General features: G+C 72.4%; 28 protein-coding genes. 10 read left to right on the top strand and 18 right to left on the bottom strand.

All coding sequences use genetic code 11. From position 1 onward, the window contains the following. Window positions 1-92: 92 nt before the first annotated feature. The 3 genes from ACZ3KP_RS20440 (at window position 93) to ACZ3KP_RS20430 (ending at window position 2,986) form a co-directional block, all read left to right on the top strand. Window positions 93-269, top strand: coding sequence for a hypothetical protein (locus tag ACZ3KP_RS20440; protein ID WP_467501144.1), 177 nt, complete (start codon window positions 93-95; stop codon window positions 267-269). Between the two features lie 78 nt (window positions 270-347). Next, window positions 348-2,162, top strand: coding sequence for an ABC transporter ATP-binding protein (locus tag ACZ3KP_RS20435; protein WP_467501143.1), 1,815 nt, complete (start codon window positions 348-350; stop codon window positions 2,160-2,162). After that, window positions 2,159-2,986 carry a serine/threonine-protein kinase gene (locus ACZ3KP_RS20430; protein ID WP_467501142.1) on the top strand — a complete coding sequence of 276 codons (828 nt, stop codon included), beginning with the start codon at window positions 2,159-2,161 and terminating at the stop codon, window positions 2,984-2,986. The genes ACZ3KP_RS20435 and ACZ3KP_RS20430 overlap by 4 nt, the downstream gene beginning before the upstream one ends. A gap of 1 nt (window position 2,987) precedes the next feature. Here the strand turns inward: ACZ3KP_RS20430 and ACZ3KP_RS20425 are convergent, their stop codons facing one another. From ACZ3KP_RS20425 to ACZ3KP_RS20375, 11 genes are all read right to left on the bottom strand, one after another. Continuing rightward, window positions 2,988-3,734, bottom strand: coding sequence for a hypothetical protein (locus ACZ3KP_RS20425; RefSeq protein ID WP_467501141.1), 747 nt, complete (start codon window positions 3,732-3,734; stop codon window positions 2,988-2,990). After that, complete coding sequence (locus ACZ3KP_RS20420) at window positions 3,724-4,311, bottom strand: RNA polymerase sigma factor (RefSeq protein WP_467501140.1); 588 nt, start codon at window positions 4,309-4,311, stop codon at window positions 3,724-3,726. Before ACZ3KP_RS20420 ends, ACZ3KP_RS20425 begins: the two co-directional genes overlap by 11 nt. Before the next feature lie 109 nt (window positions 4,312-4,420). Continuing rightward, the gene (locus ACZ3KP_RS20415; RefSeq protein ID WP_467501139.1) at window positions 4,421-4,966 is read right to left on the bottom strand and encodes an arginine repressor; all 546 of its coding nucleotides are present in this window, start codon (window positions 4,964-4,966) and stop codon (window positions 4,421-4,423) included. A gap of 7 nt (window positions 4,967-4,973) precedes the next feature. Beyond that, window positions 4,974-6,170 carry an acetylornithine transaminase gene (locus ACZ3KP_RS20410; protein ID WP_467501138.1) on the bottom strand — a complete coding sequence of 399 codons (1,197 nt, stop codon included), beginning with the start codon at window positions 6,168-6,170 and terminating at the stop codon, window positions 4,974-4,976. Beyond that, window positions 6,167-7,069, bottom strand: a complete 903-nt coding sequence (argB, locus tag ACZ3KP_RS20405) for an acetylglutamate kinase (protein WP_358978231.1) — start codon at window positions 7,067-7,069, stop codon at window positions 6,167-6,169. The genes ACZ3KP_RS20410 and argB overlap by 4 nt, the downstream gene beginning before the upstream one ends. Next, window positions 7,066-8,217: a bifunctional glutamate N-acetyltransferase/amino-acid acetyltransferase ArgJ gene (gene argJ, locus ACZ3KP_RS20400; RefSeq protein WP_467501137.1), complete on the bottom strand. Its 1,152-nt coding sequence runs from the start codon at window positions 8,215-8,217 to the stop codon at window positions 7,066-7,068. The genes argB and argJ overlap by 4 nt, the downstream gene beginning before the upstream one ends. Continuing rightward, window positions 8,214-9,242: an N-acetyl-gamma-glutamyl-phosphate reductase gene (gene argC / locus ACZ3KP_RS20395; protein ID WP_467501136.1), complete on the bottom strand. Its 1,029-nt coding sequence runs from the start codon at window positions 9,240-9,242 to the stop codon at window positions 8,214-8,216. The genes argJ and argC overlap by 4 nt, the downstream gene beginning before the upstream one ends. Before the next feature lie 65 nt (window positions 9,243-9,307). Then, entirely contained in the window at window positions 9,308-9,733 is a 426-nt protein-coding gene (locus ACZ3KP_RS20390; protein WP_358978370.1) for a GtrA family protein, read from the bottom strand. Continuing rightward, a complete protein-coding gene (locus ACZ3KP_RS20385; protein WP_467501135.1) occupies window positions 9,733-10,707 on the bottom strand; it encodes a glycosyltransferase family 2 protein in 975 nt (324 codons plus the stop codon). The genes ACZ3KP_RS20390 and ACZ3KP_RS20385 overlap by 1 nt, the downstream gene beginning before the upstream one ends. Before the next feature lie 24 nt (window positions 10,708-10,731). Next, a complete protein-coding gene (locus ACZ3KP_RS20380; protein ID WP_467501134.1) occupies window positions 10,732-13,353 on the bottom strand; it encodes a YfhO family protein in 2,622 nt (873 codons plus the stop codon). Window positions 13,354-13,548: 195 nt separating this feature from the next. After that, complete coding sequence (locus ACZ3KP_RS20375; protein ID WP_467501133.1) at window positions 13,549-14,460, bottom strand: DMT family transporter; 912 nt, start codon at window positions 14,458-14,460, stop codon at window positions 13,549-13,551. A gap of 81 nt (window positions 14,461-14,541) precedes the next feature. Here ACZ3KP_RS20375 and ACZ3KP_RS20370 point away from each other — a divergent pair, with 81 nt between their 5' ends. The 3 genes from ACZ3KP_RS20370 (at window position 14,542) to ACZ3KP_RS20360 (ending at window position 16,520) form a co-directional block, all read left to right on the top strand. Next, a complete protein-coding gene (locus tag ACZ3KP_RS20370; RefSeq protein WP_467501132.1) occupies window positions 14,542-15,450 on the top strand; it encodes a LysR family transcriptional regulator in 909 nt (302 codons plus the stop codon). 115 nt (window positions 15,451-15,565) lie between these two features. After that, window positions 15,566-16,000 (top strand): carboxymuconolactone decarboxylase family protein, encoded by a 435-nt coding sequence (locus ACZ3KP_RS20365; protein WP_358978412.1) that lies wholly within the window; start codon window positions 15,566-15,568, stop codon window positions 15,998-16,000. Between the two features lie 76 nt (window positions 16,001-16,076). Continuing rightward, complete coding sequence (locus ACZ3KP_RS20360; RefSeq protein WP_467501131.1) at window positions 16,077-16,520, top strand: DUF6314 family protein; 444 nt, start codon at window positions 16,077-16,079, stop codon at window positions 16,518-16,520. A gap of 30 nt (window positions 16,521-16,550) precedes the next feature. On the opposite strand, the gene ACZ3KP_RS20355 is transcribed toward ACZ3KP_RS20360, so the two are convergent. The 3 genes from ACZ3KP_RS20355 to ACZ3KP_RS20345 form a co-directional block, all read right to left on the bottom strand. Then, entirely contained in the window at window positions 16,551-17,144 is a 594-nt protein-coding gene (locus ACZ3KP_RS20355) for a histidine phosphatase family protein (protein WP_366891232.1), read from the bottom strand. A 116-nt stretch (window positions 17,145-17,260) separates the two neighbouring features. Then, a complete protein-coding gene (locus ACZ3KP_RS20350; protein WP_467501130.1) occupies window positions 17,261-17,707 on the bottom strand; it encodes a GNAT family N-acetyltransferase in 447 nt (148 codons plus the stop codon). A 77-nt stretch (window positions 17,708-17,784) separates the two neighbouring features. After that, window positions 17,785-19,230 carry an aminotransferase-like domain-containing protein gene (locus tag ACZ3KP_RS20345; RefSeq protein WP_467501129.1) on the bottom strand — a complete coding sequence of 482 codons (1,446 nt, stop codon included), beginning with the start codon at window positions 19,228-19,230 and terminating at the stop codon, window positions 17,785-17,787. Here ACZ3KP_RS20345 and ACZ3KP_RS20340 point away from each other — a divergent pair. Both ACZ3KP_RS20340 and ACZ3KP_RS20335 read left to right on the top strand, forming a co-directional pair. After that, window positions 19,229-20,170 (top strand): DMT family transporter, encoded by a 942-nt coding sequence (locus tag ACZ3KP_RS20340; protein ID WP_467501128.1) that lies wholly within the window; start codon window positions 19,229-19,231, stop codon window positions 20,168-20,170. The two genes, ACZ3KP_RS20345 and ACZ3KP_RS20340, sit on opposite strands and share 2 nt — an antisense overlap. A gap of 13 nt (window positions 20,171-20,183) precedes the next feature. Next, window positions 20,184-20,384 (top strand): DUF1918 domain-containing protein, encoded by a 201-nt coding sequence (locus ACZ3KP_RS20335; RefSeq protein ID WP_358978390.1) that lies wholly within the window; start codon window positions 20,184-20,186, stop codon window positions 20,382-20,384. Window positions 20,385-20,426: 42 nt separating this feature from the next. Here ACZ3KP_RS20335 and ACZ3KP_RS20330 read toward each other — a convergent pair whose 3' ends face one another. Beyond that, entirely contained in the window at window positions 20,427-21,656 is a 1,230-nt protein-coding gene (locus tag ACZ3KP_RS20330) for a glycoside hydrolase family 10-like protein (protein WP_467501127.1), read from the bottom strand. Window positions 21,657-21,826: 170 nt separating this feature from the next. Here ACZ3KP_RS20330 and ACZ3KP_RS20325 point away from each other — a divergent pair, with 170 nt between their 5' ends. Together ACZ3KP_RS20325 and ACZ3KP_RS20320 are read left to right on the top strand one after the other, a co-directional pair. Beyond that, window positions 21,827-22,687: a 3-hydroxybutyryl-CoA dehydrogenase gene (locus ACZ3KP_RS20325; protein ID WP_360520662.1), complete on the top strand. Its 861-nt coding sequence runs from the start codon at window positions 21,827-21,829 to the stop codon at window positions 22,685-22,687. 208 nt (window positions 22,688-22,895) lie between these two features. After that, window positions 22,896-23,153, top strand: coding sequence for a hypothetical protein (locus ACZ3KP_RS20320; RefSeq protein ID WP_358977662.1), 258 nt, complete (start codon window positions 22,896-22,898; stop codon window positions 23,151-23,153). Window position 23,154: 1 nt separating this feature from the next. On the opposite strand, the gene ACZ3KP_RS20315 is transcribed toward ACZ3KP_RS20320, so the two are convergent. The 3 genes from ACZ3KP_RS20315 to ACZ3KP_RS20305 all read right to left on the bottom strand — a co-directional run bounded on the left by ACZ3KP_RS20315 (window position 23,155) and on the right by ACZ3KP_RS20305 (window position 26,427). Then, window positions 23,155-23,694 carry an NUDIX hydrolase gene (locus ACZ3KP_RS20315; protein ID WP_132889180.1) on the bottom strand — a complete coding sequence of 180 codons (540 nt, stop codon included), beginning with the start codon at window positions 23,692-23,694 and terminating at the stop codon, window positions 23,155-23,157. Between the two features lie 67 nt (window positions 23,695-23,761). Continuing rightward, a complete protein-coding gene (locus tag ACZ3KP_RS20310) occupies window positions 23,762-25,102 on the bottom strand; it encodes a transcriptional regulator (RefSeq protein ID WP_467501126.1) in 1,341 nt (446 codons plus the stop codon). A 203-nt stretch (window positions 25,103-25,305) separates the two neighbouring features. Beyond that, window positions 25,306-26,427, bottom strand: a complete 1,122-nt coding sequence (locus ACZ3KP_RS20305; protein ID WP_467501125.1) for a PP2C family protein-serine/threonine phosphatase — start codon at window positions 26,425-26,427, stop codon at window positions 25,306-25,308. Window positions 26,428-26,431: the final 4 nt, after the last annotated feature.

Below are 26,431 nucleotides of genomic sequence, written 5' to 3'. Positions count from 1 at the left end.
TGCCGAGCTTTTTTCACTTTTGTCCCGCGGACCGCCATCCATATCGCTTCCTCCCCCGTATCCCCTATGAAGCAAGTTTCGGGAGGAACACCATGGCCATCTTCAGCAATCTGTTGCCTGCGATGCGCCGCGACCACAACCACGGCTCGTCCGGTCACGGCGACCACGGGTTCGGGGACCGGCACGGCGACCGGCACGGCGACGAACACGGCGACTTCGGCGGCGACCACCACGAGGGCGGCGACCGTCACGGCCACAACGGCTACTGACCGCAGAGGGAAGGGTAAGCGGACCGGCTACCGGGGCAGCCGGTCCGCGCCGCCGCCTGCTCACGAGGAACTCCCGCCATGGCGCATGTCCTGCGGCGTCTGCTGTCCCCCGCCGTCCCCTCCGAGGACGTGGTCGCGGCCGCGCCCGCGGTCTCCCCGCGCGAGGTGTTCCGGCGGTTCTGGCCGTACACGCGCGGCGGCCGCCGCTGGCTGGTGCCCGTCGTCCTGCTGAGCCTGACCGCTCCCGCCGTCGACGCGGCCGAACTCTGGCTCTTCAAGCTCGTCATCGACGACGTGCTGGTCCCCCGCGACCTGCGGCCCTTCCTGTGGATCGCGCCGGCCTTCCTCGCTCTCGTCATCTGCTCGGGCATGCTCGGCTTCGCCGACGACGTGACGTCCACCTGGGTCGGCGAACGCTTCCTGCTCGCGCTGCGCTCCGACGTCTTCCGGCATGTCCAGGGGCTGTCGCTCGGCTTCTTCGAGCGCCGCAGGCTCGGGGACGTGCTGTCCCGGATCACGGGGGACGTCGACGCGGTGGAGACCTTTCTGCTGTCGGGTGTCGCCGACGTCCTGTACTACGTGATCCGGCTCGCCGTCTTCGTCGGTCTGCTGTTCTACCTGCGCTGGGACCTGACCCTGCTCTCGCTCGCGGTGGTGCCGCTCTTCTGGGGCTGTGCCCGGCACTTCTCCCGGCTCATCAAGGACGCGTCACGGGAGCGCAGACGGCGTTCGGGTTCGCTCAGCGCGGTGGCCGAGGAGTCACTGGGCAACGTCGCGCTGGTGCAGGCGTACAACCGGCAGGGCTGGGAGGCGCGCCGGTTCGAGCAGGAGAGCGTCGGCAGGTTCCGGGCGGCGATGGCCTCGGCGCGGATCCGCGCCGTCTACCGGCCCGTCGTGGAGATCATCGAGGTGTCAGGTGGTCTCGTGGTGCTGGGTCTCGGCACCTGGAAGCTGGCTCAGGGCCAGCTCACGCTCGGCGGGCTGCTGGTGTTCCTGGCCCTGATCGGCAAGCTCTACGGCCCGGTCCACGGCCTGTCCGGACTCGGCACCACCTTCTACGCGGCCTCCGCCTCCGCGGAACGGATCATCGAACTCCTCGACCAGCGGCCCCAGGTGGCCGAGTCCCCCCACCCCCGGCGGATCCGGCGGGCGGCCGGCGCCGTCGAGTTCGACGGGGTGTGGTTCCGCTATCCCGGGACGGCGGCCCACGCGCTGGCGGACGTGTCCTTCCGGGTGGCGCCCGGGGAGACGCTCGCGCTCGTCGGGGCGAGCGGGGCGGGCAAGTCCACGGTGGCGAAGCTGCAGTTGCGGTTCTACGACCCCGACCGTGGCGCGGTCCGCCTCGACGGCACCGACCTGCGCGAGCTGAGCCTCGCCGACGTGCGGGAGAGCGTGGCGGTGGTGCTCCAGGAGACGCTCGTCTTCCACGGCACCGTGCGGGAGAACATCGCCTACGGCAGGCCCACGGCCACCGACGCGGAGATCGTCGCGGCGGCCCGGGCGGCGGACGCGCACGAGTTCGTCGAGCGGCTCCCGGAGGGCTACGACACCCTCGTCGGCCAGCGCGGCCGGACGCTCTCCGGGGGCCAGTGCCAGCGGCTGGCGATCGCCCGCGCGATGATCCGCAACGCTCCGGTGCTGCTGCTGGACGAGCCGACCGCGGGGCTCGACGCCGGGTCGGGCCGGCGGATCATGGGGCCGCTGCGGCGGCTGATGGCCGGACGGACGACCGTGGTCATCTCCCACAACCTGCTCACCGTCCGAGCCGCCACCCGGATCGTGGTGCTCGACCACGGCCGTGTCGTGGAGGACGGGGCGCACGCGGAGCTGCTCGGGCACGAGGGGCCGTACGCCCGGCTGCACCGGCTGCACGCGGGAGCGGTGCTGTCATGAGCTTCGCGGGCCAGGTCCCGCCGCTGGCGCCGGGCACGGAACCGGTCCCGGGGTACGAGGTGCTGGCCCATCTCACCCGGACCGGGTGGCTGGACGTCCACGACGCCTGGAGCGCGGAGCGGTACTGCCGTTGCGTGATCAAGGTGGTGCGTCCCGACCGGCGGGACGAGCGGGGGCTGGGCGCGCGGCTGCTGCGGGAGGGCCGCCGGCTGCGGGAGTTCAGCCATCCGCATCTGGTCCGCGGCTACGACGTCTTCGGCTCCCCCGAGCCGCTCGTCGTCCTGGAGACGCTGACCGGTGAGACCCTCTCCCATCTGCTGCACCGGCTGCGGCGGCGGCCGTCCGCCGCCGACGTGGCGCTGCTCGGGGTGCAGTTGTGCTCGGCGGTGCACTATCTGCACGGGCGGGGCCTGCTGCACCTGGATCTCAAGCCGTCCAACGTGGTGGTGGAGCGCGGTCACGTCAAGGTGCTCGACCTGAGCGTGGCCCGGCGCCCCGGACCCGCGCCCGCGGGTCTCGGCACCCACGGCTACCGCGCTCCCGAACAGACCCGGGACGGGGTCCTGACGCCCGCCGCCGACGTGTGGGGCATCGGCGTCGTCCTCCACGAGGCGGCTTGCGGGACCGGTTCCTCGGAGCCCGGCGGGAGCGGTCCGCAGTGCCCGGCGCGGCCGGCGCCGGTCTCCTCGCTGCGGCGGCTGCCCCGTGCTCTCGCGGCGGCCGTCGACGGGTGTCTGCGGGCGGATCCCGCGAGCCGTCCCGGGGTCGCCGAGCTGGCCGCCGAGCTGGCGGCGGTCCTGCCGTCGCCGGCTCGTGGCCGGTGAGTCACGTCACGGGTGTCACCACCTTGCCCCGCTGCAGCTGGGCGGTGGCGAGGACGGTCCCGTCGGCGGAGGTCAGGCGGGCGCCGGAGTACCTGGTGAGGTCGACGGGGACCGCCACGCCCCAGTTGGCGCGTCCGTGGCGCAGCGGGAAGTCACCGACCCGGGTGGTGGTCCCGTCGGCGCGGGCGAGCAGGCAGGTGACCCGGCCGGTACGCGCGGGCCCTTCGAGGGCGACGGACACGAACATCCAGGCGGGGCTGCCCGGATGGGCGTAGACCTCGCCGACCGGCTGCCCGCCGCCGGCCGGGATCATGTCCCCGACCAGGACGGGTTCGGACTCGACGGCGGCCGAGGGCGGGGCGGTGGCCTCCTCGACGACGGTGCCGATCCCCCAGCCGGCGAATCCGACCGCGACGGCGAGGGCGGCGGCGGCCGTGGCCAGTCGCAGCCGGGCCCGCCGGGCGCGGCCGCGCAGGCGCTGGGGGGCGTGCCGGTCCCCTTCCTGCCCTGTCGCCATCTCGGCGAGGCTGCGCGCCACCCGGGTCTCGAAACCGGACGGTGGCTCGGTCTGCGGCAGCAGGCCGATCAACCGGTCGCCGATCCCGGTCAGTTGGCGAACGTGTTCCCGGCAGTCCGCACACCCGTCGAGATGGGCGAGGGCCTCGGCCCGTTCACGGCCGGGCAGCACGCCCAGCGCCAGCTCGGCGCCGTTCTCCCGCAGCTTCTCGCAGGGTGCGTCACCGGTCATCGCCGCCTCCCTCCGAAGCCGTGAGTGCGGTGCGGAGCCTTGCCATCGCCGTCCTGATCCGGGTCTTGGCGGTGCCCAGCGGGATCTGCTCCGCGTCGGCGACCTGCTGGGCCGTCATGCCGTAGATGCCGGCCATCATCAGGGCCCTGGCCTGTTCCCTGGGCAGCCGGCCGAGGGCGGCCCGGAGCTGGGTGGAGGCCTCGTCGGCCAGTGCCCACCGTTCGGGGGTCTCGGTGACGGCCTCCAGGAGGGGGTCGAGGTCCTCGGGGGCCATCGGCTCCGTCCGGCGGGCGCGGACGGCGTCGACGGCGAGGTTGTGCGCGATGGTCGTCAGCCAGGTGGTGACCGAGCCACGGCGCGGGTCGTAGATCTGGGCGTGCCGCCAGGCGCGCTCGAAGGTCTGCTGGGCGATGTCCTCGGCGAGCTGCTGGTCCCCTGTGACGGCCATGGCGACGCCGAAGACCCGCTGCTGGAACCTCCGTACGAAGATCACCGCGAGCTCCGGGTCGCCGGTCGCCAGCCCGGACAGCAGAGCCTCGTCCGGCAGTCGGCCGACGGGGAACCGGAAGCCCGTCACACCTCTGTATACGTTGGACGGCCGCCAAGGGATTGCCCGCCCGCCCGACCGCTCGCCGCGGAAGATCACATACTCATTCTCCGTCGGCGGGCCGGAGCCCGCACGCGGGTCAGTGGCCGTTCTGGGCGAGCCGCAGCAGGTGGTCCGCGAGGGCCTGGCCGCCGGTCGGCTCACGGCTGATGAGCAGCAGGGTGTCGTCGCCCGCGATGGTGCCCAGGATGTCGTGCAGCTCGGCCTGGTCGATCGCCGAGGCGAGGAACTGGGCCGCGCCGGGCGGGGTGCGCAGGACGACCAGGTTCGCGGACGCCTCGGCGGAGATCAGCAGTTCCTGGGAGAGGCGGCGCATCCGCTCCTCCTTGGCCGACCCCCCCAGCGGGGCGCGGGGGGTGCGGAAGCCGCCCTCGCTGGGCACCGCGTAGATCAGCTCCCCGTCGGTGTTGCGGATCTTCACCGCGTTCAGCTCGTCGAGGTCCCGGGAGAGCGTCGCCTGGGTGACCGTGAGCCCGTCGTCGGCCAGCAGCTTGGCGAGCTGGCTCTGCGAGCGCACCGGCTGCCGGTTGAGGATGTCCACGATCCGGCGGTGCCGGGCGGTCCGGGTCTGCGGCACCGCGGCCCCCGTACCGCCCGACTGGTCGAACTCCTGCGCCTGGCTCATCGTCGTCTCATTCTCCGGATCGTCCGTCCCCGCTCGCTGCGTCGAGGATGCCGGGCAGGGCCCCGAGCAGCGCGTCCGCCTCGGCGTCGCGGAGATTCAGCGGCGGCATCAGCCGTACGACGTCGGGAGCGGGCGCGTTCACCAGGAACCCGGCCTCCTGAGCCGCCTGCTGCACCTGCGCTGCCAGCGGCTCGGTGAGCACGATACCCAGGAGGAGACCCGCCCCCCGGACATAATCGATCAACCCGTGGCCGAGGCCCTCGATTCCGTCGCGCAACCTGCCGCTCTGCCGCTTGACGTTCTCCAGCAACCCCTCGTTCTCGATGGTGTCGAGGACGGCGAGCCCGGCGGCGCAGGCGACCGGGTTGCCGCCGAAGGTGGTGCCGTGGTGGCCGGGCCGGAGCAGGTCGGCGGCGCGGCCGAAGGCCACGGTCGCGCCCAGCGGCAGTCCGCCGCCGAGCTGCTTGGCAAGGGTGACGACGTCGGGCAGCACGCCCTCGTGGGCCTGGTACTCGAACCAGGTGCCGGTGCGGCCGACGCCCGTCTGGACCTCGTCGAGGACCAGCAGTGCGCCGGTGGCGGCGGTGATCGCGCGGGCCGCCTTCAGGTAGCCGGCCGGGGGCACGACCACGCCGTTCTCGCCCTGGACGGGCTCGATGACGACGAGGGCGGTCTCCTCGGTGACGGCGGCGGCCAGCGCCTGCGCGTCGCCGTAGGGCACGTGGGTGACGTCGGCGGGCAGCGGGCGGAACGGGTCCTGCTTGGCGGGTTGCCCGGTGAGCGCGAGGGCGCCCATGGTCCGGCCGTGGAAGCCGCCGTCGGTGGCGACCATGTGGGTCCGCCCGGTCAGCCGGCCGATCTTGAAGGCGGCCTCGTTGGCCTCCGCGCCGGAGTTGCAGAAGAAGACCCTGCCGTCCCGGCCGAAGAGCTGGATCAGCCGTTCGGCGAGGGCGACGGTGGGCTCGGCCATGAAGAAGTTGGAGATGTGGCCGAGGGACGCGATCTGCCTGCTGACGGCCTCGACGATCGCGGGGTGGGTGTGGCCGAGCGCGTTGGTGGCGATGCCGCCGACGAAGTCGAGGTACTCGCGGCCCTCGGTGTCCCAGACCTTGACGCCCTCGCCGCGCACCAGGGGCAGCCGCGGGGTGCCGTAGTTGTTCATGAGCGTGCCCTGCCACCGGGCGGTCAGTTCCTGGTTGCTCATGACTCCCCCTCCGCGTCCGGCACGACCATCGTGCCGATGCCTTCGTCCGTGAAGATCTCCAGCAGGATCGAGTGCTGGACCCGGCCGTCGATGACGCGGGCGGTGGTCACGCCGTTGCGTACGGCGTGCAGGCAGCCCTCCATCTTCGGCACCATGCCGGAGCTCAGGTCCGGCAGCAGCTTCTCCAGTTGGGAAGCGGTGAGGCGGCTGATCACCTCGTCGGAGTTCGGCCAGTCCTCGTAGAGGCCCTCCACGTCGGTGAGGACCATGAGGGTTTCGGCGCCCAGAGCAGCAGCGAGTGCCGCAGCCGCCGTATCAGCATTGACGTTGTAGACATGCCCGTCGTCCTGGGAGCGGGCGATGGAGGAGACGACCGGGATCCGGCCGTCGGCGAGCAGTGCCTCGATCGCGCCCGTGTCGATCGCGGTGATCTCGCCGACCCGCCCGATGTCGACGAGTTCACCGTCGATCTCGGGCGTGTGCTTGGTGGCGGTGATGGTGTGGGCGTCCTCGCCGGTCAGTCCGACGGCGAGCGGCCCGTGCTGGTTGAGCAGGTTGACCAGCTCCCGCTGGACCTGCCCGGCGAGCACCATCCGTACGACGTCCATGGCGTCCTCGGTGGTGACCCTGAGCCCGGCCTTGAACTCGCTGACGATGCCGTGCCTGTCGAGGGCGGCGCTGATCTGCGGGCCGCCTCCGTGCACGACGACCGGCCTGAGACCGGCGTGGTGCAGGAAGACGACGTCCTGGGCGAAGGCGGCCTTGAGGTCCTCGTCGATCATGGCGTTGCCGCCGAACTTGATCACGACGGTCCTGCCGTTGTGCCGGACCAGCCAGGGCAGCGCCTCGATGAGGATCTGCGCCTTGGGCAGCGCGGTGTGCTTACGCGTGGTGCTCATGACGAATAAGCGCTGTTCTCGTGGACGTAGTCGGCGGTCAGGTCGTTGGTCCAGATGGTGGCGGTCTCGGAGCCGGCGGCCAGGTCGGCGACGATGTGCACCTCGCGGTAGCGCATGTCGACCTTCTCCCGGTCCTCGCCGACCCCGCCGTTCTTGCACACCCACACGCCGTTGATGGCGACGTTGAGCCGGTCCGGCTCGAAGGCGGCCTTGGTGGTGCCGATCGCGGAGAGCACCCGGCCCCAGTTGGGGTCCTCGCCGTGGATGGCGCATTTGAGGAGGTTGTTGCGGGCGATGGACCGGCCCACCTCGACGGCGTCGTCCTCGGAGGCGGCGTTGACCACTTCCACCCTGATGTCCTTGCTGGCGCCCTCGGCGTCCCGGATCAGCTGCTGGCCGAGGTCGTCGCAGACGGCGCGGACGGCCTCGGCGAACTCCGCGTACTCCGGGGTGACACCGGCCGCACCGGAGGCGAGCAGCAGCACGGTGTCGTTGGTGGACATGCAGCCGTCGGAGTCGACGCGGTCGAAGGTGGTGCGGGTCGCGGCCCGCAGCGCCTTGTCGAGGACCTCGCTCTCGACGGCCGCGTCCGTGGTGAGGACGACCAGCATGGTGGCGAGGCCGGGGGCGAGCATGCCGGCGCCCTTGGCCATCCCGCCGACGGTCCAGCCGTCCTTGGTGACCACGGCCGTCTTGTGCACGGTGTCGGTGGTCTTGATGGCGATGGCGGCCTTCTCGCCGCCGTGCTCGCTCAGGGCGGCGGCCGCGGTCTCCACGCCCGGCAGCAGTTTGTCCATGGGCAGGAGCACGCCGATCAGGCCGGTCGAGCAGACCGCGACCTCGATGGCACCGCGCCCGAGCACCTCGGCGACCTTCTCGGCGGTCGCATGGGTGTCCTGGAAGCCCTTGGGGCCGGTACAGGCGTTGGCGCCGCCGGAGTTGAGGACGACGGCCGAGACCTGGCCGCTCCTGAGCACCTGCTCGGACCACAGCACCGGCGCGGCCTTGACGCGGTTGGAGGTGAACACGCCCGCGGCGGCGCGGCGCGGCCCGTTGTTGACCACGAGGGCCAGGTCCGGGTTGCCGTTCTGCTTGATCCCGGCGGCGATGCCCGCGGCCGTGAATCCCTTCGCTGCCGTCACGCTCACGGCGCAACTCCGATCGTGGTCAGCCCCGTGGTCTCGGCGAGACCCAGGGCGAGGTTCATGCTCTGGACGGCACCGCCCGCGGTGCCCTTGGTCAGGTTGTCGATGGCACTGATCGCGATGATGCGGCCGACGGCCTCGTCGTACGCGACCTGCACCTGAACGGCGTTGGAACCGTGGACGGACGCCGTGGCCGGCCACTGTCCCTCGGGGAGCAGGTGGACGAAGGGCTCTTCCGCGTAGGCCTTCTCGTAGGCGGCGCGCAGGGACTCGGCGGTCACCCCGTCCCTCGCCACGGCGGTGCACGTGGCGAGGATGCCCCGGGGCATCGGCGCGAGCGTCGGGGTGAAGGAGACGGCGACCCGCTCCCCCGCCGCCGCGCTCAGGTTCTGGATCATCTCGGGGGTGTGCCGGTGGCCGCCGCCGACGCCGTACGGCGTCATCGAGCCCATGACCTCGCTGCCCAGCAGGTGCGGCTTGGGCGCCTTGCCCGCGCCGGAGGTGCCGGACGCCGCGACGATCACCGCCTCGGGCCCGGCGATCCGGGCCGCGTAGGCCGGGTAGAGGGCGAGGGAGACGGCGGTGGGGTAGCAACCGGGTACCGCGATGCGCTTGGACCCCTCCAGCGCGGCGCGGGCACCCGGCAGTTCGGGGAGGCCGTAGGGCCAGGTGCCGGCGTGCGGGGAGCCGTAGAAACGCTCCCAGTCGGCCGGGTCCTTCAGGCGGAAGTCGGCGCCCATGTCGACGACGAGGACGTCCGGGCCGAGCTGCTCGGCGACGGCGGCGGACTGCCCGTGCGGGAGCGCGAGGAAGACGACGTCGTGCCCGGCGAGGGCCTCGGGGGTCGTCTCCGTGAGCACCCGGTCGGCCAGCGGCAGCAGGTGCGGCTGGAGCGCGCCCAGGCGCTGGCCCGCGTTGGAGTTGCCGGTCAGGGTGCCGATCTCGACCTCGGGGTGCGCGAGGAGCAGCCGCAGGACCTCTCCGCCCGCGTATCCGCTCGCTCCGGCCACCGCCGCACGTACCGCCATGTCCATCCTCCTCTGGATGGCATGACTATACGGTTCGCTGCACGTTTATGCAACAGTGCGCAGGGCTATGCGGCCTCGGCCTTCGGCAGCATGACCCACCGCGACACCACGAACGTCACCGGGATCGCCGCCGCCGACGCCAGCAGTGGCGCGAACTCGCTGCCCACGTGGAGTACGTCGACGATCACGTAGACCCCCGCCGTGGTGATCACGAAATTCGTCGCGTTGGTCAGCGGGAAGAGCAGGAATTTCCGCCAGGTGGGACGGATCCGGTAAGTGAATCGGGCATTGAGAAAGAACGAGCCGACCATGCTGAGCAAGAAAGCGATAACGTGCGCGGCGAGATATGGCAAATACCTGAGAAAAAGCAGGTAAAGCCCGTAGTAGGTCGCGGTGTTGACGACGCCCACCGCCGCGAAGGTGATGATCTGCCCCGATATCGGGCGCGGGGGTCGGGTGGTCGTCGGGGCGGTCGACAGGGCGTTCGGCATCAGGGGATGAGGTCCTTCGTCGTGCCGCGGGTGCGGTCTTCCGTACGGTCCACGTTCGTCGCCTTCACCAGGAAGTGCGGGCGCCCCTTGACCTCGTAGTAGATCCGGCCGGTGTACTCGCCGATGACCCCGAGCATGATCATCTGGACGCCGGCCAGGGCGGTGACGGCTGTAATGATGGTGACATAGCCGGGCGTCTGGACGCCGTTGATCATCGCGGCGCCCACGATCCACGCCGTGTACGCGCCGGCGAGGGCCAGCAGGGTCATGCCGAGGTAGAGCGCGGCGCGCAGCGGACGGTTGTTGAAGGAGAGCAGCCCGTCGAGGCCGTAGTTGAGCAGGCTGCGGAACGACCAGGAACTGCTGCCGTGCTCACGCACCGCGTTCTCGTACTCGAAGGTGGTGCTGGGGAACCCGACCCAGGCGAACAGGCCCTTGGAGAACCGGTTGTACTCGGTCAGGCTCACGATCGCGTCCACCACCCGGCGCGACATCAGCCGGAAGTCGCCCACGCCGTCGACGAGTTCGACGTCGACCAGCCGGTTGATGAGCCGGTAGTAGAGGCGGGCGGTGAGGGTGCGGGTGAAGCGGTCGCCCTGCCGGGTCCGCCTGGCGATGACCTGGTCGTAGCCCTCGCCGCGCAGCTCCACCATCCGCTTGATGAGCTCCGGCGGGTGCTGGAGGTCGGCGTCCATGACGATCACGGCGTCGCCGGTGGCGTGCTTCAGGCCGGCCAGCAGGGCCGACTCCTTGCCGAAGTTGCGGCTGAAGGACACGTACCGGACGCGCGCGTCGCCGTCGGCGATCCGGCTCAGCAGGGTCAGCGTGCGGTCGCGGCTGCCGTCGTCGACGTAGACGAACTCCATGTCGTGGCCGAGCGGCAGGAGTTCGTTGGCGATCTTCTGGACCTGCTCGTGGAAGCGCTCGATGACGTCTTCCTCGTTGTAGCAGGGCGCGACGATCGATATCAGCATGGGTTCTTCTCCCCTGGGGACGGGTCAGTGAGCGGTGGCCGTGCGCTCGCCGCGGCGGGCGGCGGTTCTGCGGCGGACGGCCGGGACGGCGCCGATCAGCAGCAGCGCCAGCAGCGAGGCGCCGCCGACGGCGGTGCCCAGGCGCAGGCCGGGAGGGTGGAAGGTGCAGGTGAGGCTGGTGGCGGAGCCGTCCAGAGGGACGGCGATCAGGCCGTAGAACTCGCCTGCGGGCGTCTCGCGGCCGCCGGCGGAGCAGCGCCAGCCGGCGATGCGCGGGGCGGCCACCACGGCGGTCCCCCTGCTTCCTGCGGGCAGCTGGGCGTGCACGGTGCCGTCGGAGACCGACACCTCCGTCGCGCCCGTGGACCTCAGATGCTGGACCGCGGCGCGCAGCCGCCCGGTGGCGAGACAGCCGACCGCCCCCCGGGCCGGGACCCGGCCGGGAAGGTCGGGCCGCAGCTCGATCCGGACCCGCCCGGTGGCGGGAACCGTGCCGAGCGGCTGCATCGCGGCGATCTTCGTGTTCTCGGCGTCGGACCGGTAGAGCTTCGGGCCGCCGCCACCGGGCAGCCGGGCGGTGCCGGAGTAGTGCGGCGCCCACAGGAAGACCTCACTCCCGGGCCGGCAGCGGGCGGTGAGCGTCCCCGCCGCGTCCACCGGCAGCTCCCGCACCCGGTCGCCCGGCCGGCTGCCGCTGAGGGTGGTGCGCGGCAGGGTGTAGACGCGGGCGCCGAGCAGCAGTTCCTGGTTGCGGTAGGGCGAGGGGCCGAAGGCGGCGGGGGTGGTCCGGGGCGCGGCCGGCCGCACGGTCACCAGCGGCGGGACGTCCTGCCGGGTGACGGTCGACGTGCCGCCGTCCTGGGGCAGCCACTTCTGGTGCGGGTCCGGCGGGTTGTGCAGCCGGGCGCCCACGGAGAACAGCGCGTCGGTGACCGGGTTGTCGAGGCTCTGCAGACTGCGTCCGCGCGAGGTCCAGCCGTCGCCGAGCGCGGTGAGGGTGCGGCCGAGGACGTCGGAGGTGAGGCTGCTGTAGTACTGGGCGCCCTGGCCGCCGACCACCATCGGGTCGTTGCCGACCGTCTGCTCCCGGCCGGGTTCCGTGCGGTACCGCGGCCAGGCGTCGGCCCGGGCGACGGCGTCCGCCTCCACCTGCTGGCGGTCACCCCAGGGGGCGTAGTCGTCCATCTCGTTGAGGCGCCTGTGGGTGGCCACGGCGGAGGTGGCGGCGGCCTCGCCGAACTGCGCGCCGATCAGCAGCAGCGCGGCCAGCCCGACCAGCGCGGGCCGGCCGTTCCCGAAGGTGAGGAGGGCGAGGCCGCCCAGCGCACCCGCGGCGGCCAGCGCCACGATCGGCCAGGTGAAGTGGGGGTGCCGCAGGACCAGCGGGCTGCGGCCGGCCACGGCGGCGATCAGGACCAGCAGCACGGCCGCCGCACCGAGGGCGCGCCGGTCCGGCGTCCCGTGGGCGAGGGCGTGCCAGGCGGCGATGACCAGCAGGGCGCAGCACACGAACGCCTGGCGGTAGAAGCTGCCGTTCGGGACGGCGAAGGCGTGCCAGGCGAGGCTGGTCGGCGCCCATTGCAGGGAGAGGACGGCCGCGAGCACGAGCCCGGTCCAGCCCGCCCGCACCTTGGCCGGGACCCCGCGGTGGAACGGCAGGGCCAGGGCGAGGACGAGCGCGGTGACGCCGACGTAGAGGGCCGGGGAGCCGTAGCTGTAGGTGGTCGGCAGCAGCCGGGCGAGCAGGTCCTCGGTGCTGACGGGGGCGAACTGGCCCTCGCGGCCCGGGTAGGCGTGCTTGGTGCCGGCGTACACGACGACCACCAGCGGCGCGGCCAGTCCGATGCCGAGCCCGACGGTCACCGCGGCCCGGCCCAGCACTGCCAGGGCGCGCCGCCAGGGCAGTTCGGCCAGCACCAGCCGGAGCAGCAGCACCAGGGCGGCGCCGAGGGTGGCCATGTAGGCGGTGTAGAAGTTGGCGATCCAGGCCAGCGCCACGATCACCACGCCGAGCAGCGGACGCCGGCCGGCCATGAGCCACTCGCCGACCAGGCAGAGCAGCGGCAGCGCGATCAGGCCGTCCAGCCACATCGGGTTGTACGAGGCGAGCGCGAGGCTCCAGCCGCACAGCGCGTAGGAGGCGCCCAGCAGACCGGCCGCCCACCAGCGGCCCCGGCGCAGGCTGAGCAGCAGCCAGGCCATGGCGGCGCCGGCCGTCGCCGTCTTCAGCACGGTGATCGTGTACACCGCGAGGTCGATCTCGTCGCGCGGGAACACCGCGACCAGTAGGGCGAACGGGCTGCTGAGGTAGGTGCCGACGTCCGGCAGGAAGCTGGAGCCGTAACCGGACTGCCAGTTGACGAGGAGCCCGCCGTCGGCCCTGCCGTGCAACAGGTCCCAGAGGTGGGCGTGGAAGGGCACGTACTGGTTGCCGAGGTCGTTGACGTCGCGGGTGCGGGGGCCGAAGGGGTAGCTGCGGGCGGCTGCGTCGGCGGCGCAGAACGCGACGGTGGTGAGGAGGGCCGCGAGCAGGGCGGCGGACGTTCTCGGACGATCGGCGAGCCGCCGCGCCGGACCGGTCCTCGTCTTTGTGTCGCCTGCCGGTTTCACCCCCTGTTCGCGCTCCGTCAGGGTAGTGCGAGTCATTCTGTGCGGCCCCCAGAGAAATAACGGGGGCGTTACTCCCCGCTGGTCTTTGTTTCGCCGACTTAGACGGGTTGAGGTTCGTGATGGTTGTGTCTCGCATATGAACTGACAACTCCAATTCCGAAACCACGTGCCCCGGGGAAAGAATTCACGACTTCACAGGAAACAAAAGCTTTCGGAGAAATGTTTTTCAGGTTAACGCGCTCGTGAGAGGTCCCCGGTGACCCCCATGGGTCGCGCGTGCGCAGACGCGGCCCGTTGGGCACTTTCGATCGATCTACCCCAGTACGTCCCTGCCACGATCAGTGCGGCGCCCAGCGCGGAGAGCACGGTGAGGCGTTCGCCGCCGAACCCGATGCCGACCAGCAGGGCCCACACCGGCTCGGTACCGAGGAGCAGCCCGGCCCGGGTCGCGGAGGTGCGCTGGATCGCCCAGGTCTGGGCGAGGAACGCGAACAGGCCGCAGCCCAGCGCCAGATAGAGGAGCTGCGCCCAGGTGACGGCGCCGGTCCTGGTGAGCGCCGGCAGGCCGGACGCCGCCGGCCCGAGGAAGAGGACCGCACCGGCCACGCTCTGCACCGCCGTCAGCGGCAGCGGACGCAGGATGCGGCCCGAGGTCACCCGCCCGACCAGCACCACGTGCCCCGCCCGGGCCACCGCCGCCGCCAGCATCAGCAGGTCACCCGCGCCGGGGGCGTGCAGCCCGCTGCCGCACACGAGCAGCCCGACCCCGGCTACGCAGACAGCGGCGGCGAGGAAGAACCTCCCCGGCAGCCGCGCGCGATCCAGGACCGGGGTGAGCACCAGGGTGAGGCTGATGATCAGACCCGCGTTCCCGGCGCTGGTGTGGGCGACGCCGTAGGTCTCCAGGACGAGGACGGCGGACTGGGTGAGCCCGAGCAGACCGCCGCAGAGCCTCTCGGCACGGCTGGGGGAACCGGGTCCGCACAGCACGGGGAGGCAGGCGAGCGCGGCGACGGCGTGGCGCACGAGGAGGACGGTCAGCACGGGGAGGGCGTCCGTGGCCGTCTTCGCCGTCAGGTAGCTGGAGCCCCAGACGACGGCGACGGCCAGCAGCACCCCATCGGTACGGCGGGTGGTCGGCATGCCGTTCACGATCCCGGACCTGCATGTTGAAGTAAACGCCGACTTTGTGAACCAACCCTTTAGCAGAGCTACACTCTGGTCGTGGACGAGCGGCAGTTGCGGGTTCTGCGAGAGCTGGGCGAGCTGGGCAGCGTCACGGCGGTCGCCGAGGCGCTGCGGGTCACGCCATCGGCGATCTCGCAGCAGCTGCGCCTGTTGCAGCGCTCGATCCCGGTCCCGCTCACCGAGCGGGCGGGGCGTCGGCTGGTCCTCACGGCGGCCGGGCAGGCGCTGGCCGACGCGGCGATCGGTGTGGAGACGGCACTGGCCCGGGCCCGCCACACCATCGAGGAGTACGTCGAGGAGCCCGCGGGCACGGTGTCCCTGGCCGCCTTCCACAGCGGGGCGGCCGCCTTCTACCCCCTGTTGCTGCGACGGCTGCGGGCACCGGACTCCCCCCGGCTCGCCCTGCACGACGAGGACGTGGCGCAGGCCGGCTTCCCGCCCCTGACCCGCGTCTACGACCTGGTCGTCGCCCACCGTCTCGAACACGCCCCGCCCTGGCCGCGCACCGCGACGGTCACCCCGCTGCTGCGCGAGCCCCTCGACATCGCCCTGCCCGTCGGCCACCCCCTGGCGGCCCGGTCCGCCCTGACCGCCGAGGACGTCGCCGGCGAGCCCTGGATCAGCGTGCACGACGGTTTCCCGCTCCTGGCGACCGTCGACGCCATCTCCGCCGCGGCCGGCCGCCGGGTCGAGATCGTCCACCGGGTCAACGAGATCGCGGTGGTCGCGGAGGTGGTCGCGGCGGGCGGCGGGATCGCCCTGATGCCCCGCTGGACGTCCCGCCCGCACCCGGGTGTCGTCCTCAGAGCACTCGACGGTATCGAGGTCCACCGCCACATCGACGTCCTTCACCGCCCCGAACGCGCGGCGCGCCGGGCGGTGCGGACCGTTCTCGGCGAACTCCTCGCCGCCGCGGACACCGTCCGGGGCCGGGGCGCGGGCTGAGCGGATCGCCGCGCTGCGGATGCCGGGTGAGCGCTAGCACCGGCTTGACCTGGAGCACGCTCCGACTCCTAGCGTTCTCGTCGTGACCGTCGCCGAGGAGAACGGAAGAACCGGCATGAGCGAGAGCACGACCCGTGAAGAGCGTTTCGCCCAGGGCCTGGAGGTCATGGGCCAGGTCGCCGGCGGCGCCGCACCCCAGGTTCTCGACGCCCTGGCCGACACCAGTCCCGAGCTGGGCCACCAGGTGGTCGCCTGGGGCTTCGGGGAGATCTACTCCCGCCCCCAGCTGCCGCCCCGCGACCGGCAGCTGGTGACGCTGGGCATCCTCACCGCGCTGGGCGGCTGCGAGCCCCAACTGGAGGTGCACGTCAACTTCTCCCTCAACGCGGGCCTCAGCCCGGAGGAGATCGTGGAGGCGCTGCTGCACTCCGCCGGGTACTGCGGTTTCCCGCGGGCGCTGAACGCCACCCTGGTCGCGAAGAAGGTGTTCGCCGAGCGCGGTCTGCTCCCGGTCGGGGAGCGGCCCGCCCCCGGTACCGACGTCGCTTAGGGTCGAGAGGGGCGCGGACACGGCGGGGCGCCGTGCGCTGTGCGGGGTGCGCGCCGCGTGCGAGGAGGTGAGGGACGTGGACGGGTTCTGGCCGGTGCCGGACGCGCTGGCCCATCTGGCCGGGCGGTGGCGGGTCGAGCGGACCGTGCGGGACCTGGCGGGCGGGGACGAGGGGCGGTTCGAGGGGACCACCGTGTTCCGGCCGCTGGACGGGGGCGGGCTGCTGCACGAGGAGTCGGGGACGTTCACCTGGCAGGGGGTGGCGCGGCCCGCCGAGCGGACGCTGCGGTTCCTGCCGGGCGCGCGGCCGGGCACGGTGGACGTGCGGTTCGCCGACGGGCGGCCCTTCCACGACCTGGACCTGACGTCGGGGCGGCACGTCGCGGACCACCCCTGCGCGGCCGACCTCTACCGGGGCGAGTTCACGGTCCGGGACGCCGACCGCTGGCGGACGGTGTGGCGGGTGGGCGGTCCGGCGAAGGACCTGCTCCTGACGACCGACTACACGCGCGAGGGGTGACCGGGGCCGGGCGCACCGGCGCCGGGCGGGCTACGTACGCGGGGGCTGCGGCGGCACGGCGTCGAAGCGGAGGTTCCAGCGGCCGGCGAGGCCCGTGACCGTGGTCGTCGACAGCGGGCGGACGTCGATGTTCCAGTAGGTCGAGGGCGGCGCCTTGAGGGCGTAGACGACGGCGGCGCGGATCACCGAGGGTTCGGCGACGGCGACGATCCGGCCGCCGTCGCCCACCGGGCGGGTGTCCAGCCAGCCGCCGACCCTGGAGATGAACCCCAGCAGCGACTCGCCCCCGTGCGGGACGGCACGCGGGTCGGCGAGCCAGGCGTCCACCAGGTCCGGCTCCCGTGCCATCGCCTCGCCCAGCGTCAGCCCGCGCCAGCGGCCCATGTCGCAGTCGCGCAGGGCGAGCTGGACCAGCGGGGCGTACCCCAGGCCCTCCCCGGTCGCCCGGCTGCGCGGGGTCGGTGAGCAGTAGCGCAGCTCGGCCGCCGCCAGCGGCAGCAGCTCGGGGACGACGCGCTGCACCTCCTGCCAGCCCGCCTGGTCCAGCGGGCGGTCGTCCTCGAAACGCTCGGCGAGCATCGGTGAGCTGCGCGCAGCCGCGACAAACGTGACCCGTAGTGACATGCGGCGATGGTGGGACGCCCATGTGCGCAGGTCAAGAGCGTTCGGTCGGTTGGTTGCCGGAGGTGGGGGAAACGTTACCCAGTGGTCAGGAGGTGTCCGACAAGTCGGCCGTCATGTCACTCCGGTACCGGGTAGTGGAACGCCATCCACTGGTCCGGGTGTTCGAGCGGGGCGAATCCGAGCTTCGCGTAGACGCCGTGGGCGTCGTGGGTGGCCAGCAGCACCCGGCGCACCCCGGACGGCCGCAGGTGTTCGCGGATCGACTCGACCATCGCGGTGCCGACGCCCTTGCCGCGCACCGCCGGGTCCACGTACACGTCGGCGAGCCAGGCGAACAGCGCGTGGTCGGTCACCACGCGCGCATACGCCACCTGCTCGCCGGTGACGGTGTCGTACACCCCGAAGTTGAGGGACCCCGCCATCGCCCGGCGGTGCTGTTCCAGCGGGCGGCCGGTCGCCCAGTACGCGTCGGTGGACAGCCAGCGGTGGACGCGGTCGACGTCGACCCGGTCGGTGTCGGCGGAGAACTCGTAGCCCTCGGGGAGGCGGGGTGCATCAGTCATGCGGGGATCCTCGCCGCTGGGGCGCGGCGGCGTCGATCGGATTTCAGGGTCAGGTCAGGGGCAGGTCAGGGGGCAGGTCAGGGTCCGGGGCGCAGCACCTCGTCGCAGGCGGCGCGGAGCCGTCGGACCCCTTCGGTGAGCTCGCCCGCCCCGGCGACCGCCGCGAAGCTCAGCCGGACGTGGGCGGCGGGGGGTTCGGCACTGAAGTAGGGGCGGCCGGGGGTGATGGCGACGCCCGCGCGAAGGGCGGCGCCGGTCAGGGCCGCGTCGTCGACGCCCTCGGGCAGCCGCAGCCAGAGGTGGTAGCCGCCGGACGGGACGTGCGGGAGGGCGAGTTCGGGGAGGTGCTGGGCGAGGGCGCCGGTGAGCGTGGACCGGCGGGTCCTCAGCTCGGCCGACAGGGCGCGCAGATGGCGGGGCCAGGCCGGGGAGCCGACGAGTTCGAGGGCGGCCTCCTGGAGCGGGCGGGGCACGAAGAAGGTGTCGACGATCTGGATGGCGCGCAGGCGTTCGAGGACCGGGCCGCGGGCGGCCAGGGCGGCCACCCGGAAACTGGGGGACGTCGCCTTCGTCAGCGAGCCCACGTAGACGACCACCCCGTCCGGGTCGTCGGCCACGAGCGGGCGGGGCACCGGGCCCGCGTCCGCGTGCACGAGCCGTCGTACGAAGTCGTCCTCGACCACGAACGCGCCGGCCTCGCGGGCGATGCGCAGCACCTCGGCACGGCGGTCGGGGGCGAGCACGGCGCCCGTCGGGTTCTGGAAGAGGGGCTGGCAGACGAAGACCCGGGCCCCGGTGGCGCGGAAGGCGTCGGCGAGCAGTTCCGGCTTCACGCCGTCGGGGTCGACCGGGACGGGGACCGGGCGCAGGCCGGTGGCACGGGCGATGGCGAGCATGCCGGGGTAGGTGGGCGACTCGACGAGGACGGGGGCGCCGGGCGGGGCGAGGGCGCGCAGGGCGGTGGCGAGCGCGGACTGGCCGCCGGCCGCGATCAGCACCTCGGCGGCGGTGACGGCGCCGCCGATGTCCCGGGCGAACCACTCGCGCAGCTCGGGCAGCCCGTCGAGCGGCGGCCGACCCCAGGCGCCGGGACGCCGGCCGGCCCGGGAGAGCGCCGCCGCCAGGGCGCGTTCCGGCTCCAGGGAGGCGTGCAGGTAGCCGCCGCTGAGTTCCAGGACGCCGGGCGGCGGGGCGGCCAGGCAGACGGTGACCCCGGAGGCGTCGACCGTGCGCGGGACCACGTCGAGGGCGCCCTCGGCGCTGAGCGCGACCTCCTGCCAGGAGGTGTCGCCGGCGGGCTCGGCCGCGGCGCGCGGCCGGGCCTTGAAGACACCGGCGCCGGGCCGGGTGACGACCAGACCTTCCGCGACCAGCTGGGCCAGCGCCCGCGAGACCGTCACCGGACTCACCCTGAACCGCTCGACGAGCACCCGACTCGACGGGAGCTTTCCACCCGATGAGTAGCGGTCGAGCTCCCGCCGCAGATGTTCCGCCAGTTCAACGGCGCTGCTACGCTCTTGCATGAGAGTAAAGAGTAGCGTTACCGAACCGCATTCGATAGCGGTCAACGGTTCCCCGACAGGTCCCGGGACCACCGCTCCCGCCTCCCGCCGGCTGGGCACCGTGCAGGCCGCCCTCGGTGTCGTCACCTTCTCCCTCACCTTCCCCGCCACCGCCTGGGGCCTGGAGGGCTTCGGCCCCTGGGCCCTGGTCGCGGTGCGCAGTGTGCTCGCGGCGGCCATGGCGGGCGCCTGCCTGCTGTTCCTGCGGGTACGAGCGCCCGAGCGGCGGCACTGGGCGGGGCTGGCCGTGGTCGCGGCCGGCGTCGTGCTGGGCTTCCCGATGCTGACCACGCTCGCCCTGGAGACCTCCACCACCTCGCACGCGGCGGTCGTGGTGGGCCTGCTCCCGCTGACCACCGCCCTCTTCTCGGCCCTGCGCACGGGCGTCCGCCCCTCCCGCACCTTCTGGGCCGCGGCGCTGGCGGGCGCGGCGGCCGTGCTGGCGTTCACGGTCGCCCAGAGCGGCGGGGCGCTCACGACCGCCGACGGATACCTCTTCGGGGCGCTGGTGGTGTGCGCGGCCGGCTACACCGAGGGCGGCCGGCTGGCCCGGGTGATGCCGGGCTGGCAGGTCATCGGCTGGGCGCTGGTGCTCTGCCTGCCGCTGACCGTCCCCGCCGCGGTGGTCGCGCTGTCGTACGAGCCGGTCGTCTGGAACGCGCACGGGATCGCCGGTCTGCTGTGGGTGGCGGCGGGTTCGCAGTTCCTCGGGCTGATGGTCTGGTACCGGGGCATGGCGACCATCGGGATCCCGAAGGCCAGCCAGTTGCAGTTGGCCCAGCCCCTGCTCACACTGGTGTGGTCGGTGCTGCTGCTGGCCGAGCACCTCACCGTGGCCGCTCCACTCACGGCCGCCGCAGTGCTCGTGTGCATCGCCGTCACCCAACGATCGCGATCGTGAGGAGGCCCTGGAGATGCGTGCATCTGAGGGCGACCAGCTTGTCCAGCACGGCAGGGTGGTCGGACAGCACGACCAGGTCTCGACCGTCGTCAAGGTGCTGGGCCCCGAGGGCAACCCGCCCTACCGGGTCCGCTTCGAGGACGGCCACGAGGCCATCATGTCCCCCGGCCCCGACTGCCAGGTCAGGCACCGGGAGATCCACGAACAGCACTAGGCGCTCCGCCCTCGCGGGGCGCGGGGAACCGTGACGGACCTGTCAGCCCGGTGGGGCCGCCGGCTGCTTGTAGTGGTCGGCGACCACCCGGGCGAACGCGCCGATCCGGTCCGCGGCCACGTCCTTGGCCGCGAAGTACACGTGCCCGCCGACCTGTGGGTACCGGTCGGCCAGGGTGAGGTGCCGGGACAGCTCGGCCGGGTCCTGCCAGGCCGCGGCCGCACCGGCGGCTCCCGCCTGGTAGAGCGCCTCGCCGATGTACAGCCGGGTCCCGGACCCCTCGGCCACGCCCGCCCACCAGTCGACGACCTCTGCGTAGTCGGCGGCGGCGTTCCCGATCTCCCAGTACGCCTGCGGGACGATGTAGTCGATCCAGTTCTTCCGCACCCACGTCCGGGTGTCGGCGTACAGGTCGTCGTACGTCTCGACGCCCGCGCTGGTGTCCGAGCCGCGGGAGTCGGTGGCGGCGTTGCGCCACACCGCGAACGGGCTGATCCCGAACCGGGTGCCGGACCGCAGCTTCCTGATCCCGGCGGCGGTCTCGGTCACCAGCTTGTCGATGTTGTCGCGGCGCCAGGCCGCCCGGGAGGAGAAGTCGCCGCCATGGGTGTCGTAGGCCTCGTCGTCGTCGAAGCTCTGGCCGGCCACCGGGTACGGGTAGAAGTAGTCGTCGAAGTGGACCGCGTCCACGGGGTACCGGGCGACCGCGTCCAGGATCGCCTGCTCCACGAAGGCGCGGACGGCCGGGAGCCCCGGGTTGTAGTAGAGCCTGCCGCCGTAGGGCACCACCCAGTCCGGGTGCTTGCGCGCCGGGTGCGAGGAGACCAGCTTGCCCGGGTCGGTGTGGTTGGCGATCCGGTACGGGTTGAACCAGGCGTGCAGGTGCAGACCCCGGGCATGCGCCTCCTCGACGGCGACGCCCAGCGGGTCCCAGCCGGGGTCCCTGCCCTGGGTGCCGGTGAGGTACTGCGACCAGGGCTCGTACGGCGAGGGCCAGAACGCGTCCGCGGTGGGCCTGACCTGGAACATCACGGTGTTGAGCCGGTGCTGGACCGCCTTGTCGAGGAGGGCGGTCAGCTCCTGGCGCTGGTCCCCGGCCGTGAGTCCGGCACGGGAGGGCCAGTCGCGGTTGGAGACGGTGGCCAGCCACATGCCGCGCATCTCGGTGGCCGCCCGGGGAGGACGTCCCGCGCCGGCCGCCGCGCCCGGTGCCCCCGTCGTGAGCGTGGCCAGCGCCGCCATCGCGAACGCCCTGCGGGACACTCGTGCCATCGTGAGACCTTCCGACGCTGCGGATCCGCGCGATCACGGATCGCTTCCGCGCACAGGATGCCCCCACCCGGACGATCGATCATCGATACTTACGGGTAACGTGCACGAACGGAGCAGGCACCGGATCCGGAGGTCCTGCCGGCCGCCCGAAGATCAGCGAAAGGGACGATGTGACCGACATCGAGAAGGTCGGAGTCGTGGGCTGCGGCCAGATGGGAGCGGGCATCGCCGAGGTGTGCGCCCGCGCGGGTCTGGACGTGCGGGTCGCCGAGACCACCGGCGAGGCCCTGGAGATCGGCCGTACCCGGCTGTACAACTCCCTGGCCAAGGCCGCCGAGCGCGGCAAGATCAGCGAGGAGGAGCGGGACGCCACCCTGGCCCGGCTGAGCTTCACCACGGACCTCGGCGAGTTCGCCGACCGTGACCTGGTGATCGAGGCCGTCGTGGAGAACGAGCAGGTGAAGACGGAGATCTTCCAGGTGCTCGACCAGGTGGTGACCCGCCCGGACGCGATCCTGGCCTCCAACACCTCCTCGATCCCGCTGGTCAAGCTGGCGGTCGCGACCTCCCGCCCCGACCATGTGATCGGCATCCACTTCTTCAACCCGGCGCCGGTGCAGAAGCTGGTCGAGCTGATCCCGGCCCTCACCACCTCCGAGGGGACCCTCAGCCGCGCCCAGATGTTCGCCGAGAAGGTGCTCGGCAAGCACGCGATCCGCGCCCAGGACCGCTCCGGGTTCGTGGTCAACGCGCTGCTGGTGCCGTACCTGCTCTCCGCCATCCGGATGTTCGAGTCCGGCATCGCGGGGCGCGAGGACATCGACAACGGCATGGAGATGGGCTGCGCCCACCCGATGGGCCCGCTGCGGCTGTCCGACCTGATCGGCCTGGACACCATCGTCTCCATCGCGAACAGCATGTACGCCGAGTACAAGGAGCCGCTGTACGCCGCTCCCCCGCTGCTCCAGCGCATGGTCGAGGCGGGCCGGCTGGGGCGGAAGACCGGCTCGGGGTTCTACACGTACGGCTGAGCACGCCCCGTTGGTCACAGGGAGCGACGCTCCACGGGCCCGGCACCTCCTTCGGTGCCGGGCCCGTGCGTTTCACACACCGTGTGTACCCCGGGCACGCATATGCCCTTCGCACACTCTCCCCACGCGCTCACCAGGCGAGTTCACTCTTCATGCGCATGCAAAGGGATGCGGAGCAACGACTTCGACTACGCAAGGGAGTGGACCCGTGACCACCGAACCAGAGCATCCCGTGGTCCAAGGAGAACTCGCAGAGTTACGTCGCCGCCTCGATGTGGCCTACGCACAGGTCGAGGGAGGGCTGAACCTGCTCAGCCACCGCACCAAGGAGACGGCCAAGGAACTGGACGAGCTGAACATCCGCCTGTCCTCGCTGGAGCACGCCCGCTGGCCGCTGCCCTCACTCGCCGCGCTCACCGCGCTGGGCGCCCTGGTCGTCACGGTCTGGCAGGCGCTGGCCCGCTGACCTACCGGTCGTCGGCGAGCCTCATGTGATGCAGCAGGAGTAACGCGGCCGCCATGTTGGCGGCCGGGACCTCCCCGCGGGCGATCAGATCCGGGACGAGCTTGAGGGAGACCCACTCCCGACGGTCCGACTCGAAGTCGTCCACGGGGTGTCCGACGTACTCGCCCTCGTCCGACCAGTAGATGTGGTGCCGGGCGTCGGTGAGGCCGTTGGACGGCTCCACGGTCATGAGATGGTGCAGGGTCCCCGGCCGCCAGCCGGTCTCCTCCTCCAGTTCCCTGGCGGCCGCGACGGCGATGTCCTCGCCGTCCTCCACGACTCCCGCCGCGAGTTCCCAGCCCCAGCTGTCGGTGATGAAGCGGTGGCGCCACAGGAGCAGGACCTCGCCCGCCCCGTTGACCACCGTCGCCACGGCCACCGGCCGCAGCCGTATCAGGAAGTGGTCGAGGTGCCGGCCGTCCGGCAGCTCGACATCTGCGAGATTGACACTGAACCAGCGGTTTTCGTACACAGTTTGTTCGTTCTGTTTCGCCCACTGCATGGTTCTGCCACCTTCCGCCGAGTAAGTGGCAATATCGCAGCAGGGGCTCCTCAGGCCTACAGCACGCCTAGAGCGGTACGCGCAGTGCGCCGTCGATGAGTTCGGCGGCCTCGGCGGTTCCGGTGCCGCCGCTGCGCACCAGGTGCTCGCGTACCGCGCGCAGTCTGTCGCGCAGCCGCTGGGACTCCATCCCGCGGGCCTGCTCGGCCATCAGCACGGCCGTGGCCACCGCGTTGTCGGCGTTTCCCTGACGCAGTTCGATGGTGCTCAGCATCGCGAGCCGGTGCACCCGCCCCCGGTCGTGGGCCGGGTTGTCGACGGCGGCCGCCGCGTGCTCCCGGGCGGCGGCGAGTTCGCCGAGGCTGAGCAGCGCCTCGGCCACCTGCACGTTGACCAGGCCCGGTTGGACATAGCCGGTCTCGTCGGGTTCGTGGACCCGCCGGATACGATCGGCGGCCGTCTCGGCCAGCCGGATGCAGGACAGCGCGCTCGTGCCGTCGCCGAGATGGGCGTACGCCTTGGCCTGCATCGCATAGAGGTCGGAGGCGAGGGCGGGGGTGATGTGTTTGCCCGCGGTGCGCAGCGCGGCCTCCGCGAAGGCGACGGCCTGCCTGAACTCCCGCATGAACAGGGACTGGTTGACGAGCAGCGCGATGACGTACGCGCCGAGCCCCCGGTCCCCGCTGGCCTTGGCCAGGCGCAGGGCCTGGTGGAAGTAGCGCTGGGCGAGACCGTGGGCGTCGGAGTCGTACGCGCAGATACCGGCGATGGCCACCAGCCCGCCGGTCGCCCGGTGCAGTTGGCGTCCGGTGGCGTCCGTGTAGCTGCCGCGCAGCAGCGGGGCCGCCTCGGCGTTGAGGAAGCCGACGATCCGGGTGCGGGTCGCCATGCCGCCGGCCTTGCGGTACATCTGCTCGTAGTGGGCGCGGGCCGCGCGCAGCATCTCCAGGTCCGCGGGGGTCACCCGGTGCCGTCCGCCGCGCGAGACGTCGACGTCCTCCGGGGGGTTCTCCCACTCCCACACCGGCATCACGGCGGGCGTGCCGGTGACCGCGGGGGCGCCGAGTACGTGCGGGCGCTGCTGCTCGTCGGAGCGCCACAGCGCGGTGGCCCGTTCGACGAAGCCGGAGAGCGAGGTGGCGCCCGTGGCGCTGGGTTCGCCGGGGACGCCGAGGCCGATGTCGTCGAGGGTGACCGGGCGGTGCAGACGGCCCGCGAGCACCTCGCAGATCAGGTCGGGCACCTGCCCCCTGGGCCGCTGCCCCTTCAGCCATCGGGCGACGGCGGTGTGTTCGTAGCGTAGCGAGAGTCCACGGGCCCGACCCGCCTGGTTGACGTGGGCGGCGAGACCCGCGTGCGAGATCCCCGCCTCGTCCAGGATCGCGTCGAGCAGTGAGTTGGGCTGCATGGATGCCCCCCGGGTGGCCTGGTGCCGTCAGCGTAGTGCGTGCGCGTTCACACGGGGTGTGAACCGAGTGCGCACATCCCCAGCGTGCGCGCGCTGTCGCGGAGAGTGTCGGTCCGGTTGACTGAACTGCCTCGCAAGAGGCCGGCCCGGCCACCGGCTCCCCCTCGAACGACGCGGTGGCCTGGCCGTCGCCCGGCCGACGACTAGAGAAGGGGACGCTCGAAGTAGTCGGTCGGCCGCGGGTGTGTCGGGGTTGCTCGCGCAGTTCCCCGCGCCCCCGAGGGGGCATGGTGATGCGTGCGTCCGTTGTGGATCACCAGGAGGGCGATGTCGTCGGCCGGGCGGCCGTTCGTGTGGTGCAGCAAGGCCGTGAAGACCGTGCGGAGCACGGCCTGGGGGGAGACCGGGCGGTCCCCGACCGCTTTCCCGAGCGCTTCCGGCAGGGAGAAGAAGCGGCCTCTGGCGTCTCTCGCGTCCTCCGCTCCGTCCGTGAAGAGGACGAGCGACTCGCCGTCGGACAACTGGCCGCAGTCGGTCGCGGCCAGGTCCGTCGGCAGGGGGAAGGGCCCGAGAGGCGGCAGTGGATCGGCCGCCGAGAGGGGCGCCACCCGCGCACCGCTCAGCACGTACGGCCAGGGATGACCGCAGTTGATCGCCCGTACCTCGCCGTCTCCCGCGATCTCCAGGAGCAGCAGGGTGACGAACTCCTCGGCGACCGGGTCGTCCGGGTCGAGGCCGCTGGAGGGGTGTTCCGTCCTGGCCCGTTCTCGCAGGTGCCGGGCGAGGGCGCGGTCCAGGCGGCCCAGGACCCGGCCCAGCTCGGGTTCGTCGTGGGCGGCCTCGCGGAAGCTGCCGAGGACGGCTGCGGCCGTGGCGACGGCGGCCAGTCCGTGTCCGCGGACGTCACCCATCACGACCCGTACGCCGTGTTCGGTGGCGACGGCCTCGTAGAGATCGCCGCCGATGCTCGCACCCCGGTCGGCGGAGAGCTGGGCGGCGGCCACGTGCAGCCCGGCGAGGCGTGGAGGCAGCGGCCGCAGCAGCACGCTCTGCGCGGCACCGGCGACCTTGCGGGCCTGCCTCAGCTCCTTGAGCAGGGTCCGGCGGACATGGAGTATCAGCCCGGTGCCGACCGCGAAGAACACCGCGCTGGTGACGATCCGTGCGCCGAGCGCGTTCTGCTCGGCCAGCGGGCACCCGAACCGGTAGCCGACCGCGACGGCACCCCATGCCGTGGGGAGCGCCAGCGGGAGGCCCCGGTGCCTGGGCCGTGCGTGCGTCCGGGACCGCCCGCTGCGGGGAACCCCAGCCTTGATGCGGATCATGCCG

The sequence above is a fragment of the Streptomyces sp. NPDC020958 genome, assembly GCF_055562175.1.
Note: the sequence above shows the minus strand (reverse complement) of the source record. Positions and strands in the feature narration are given on the sequence as shown.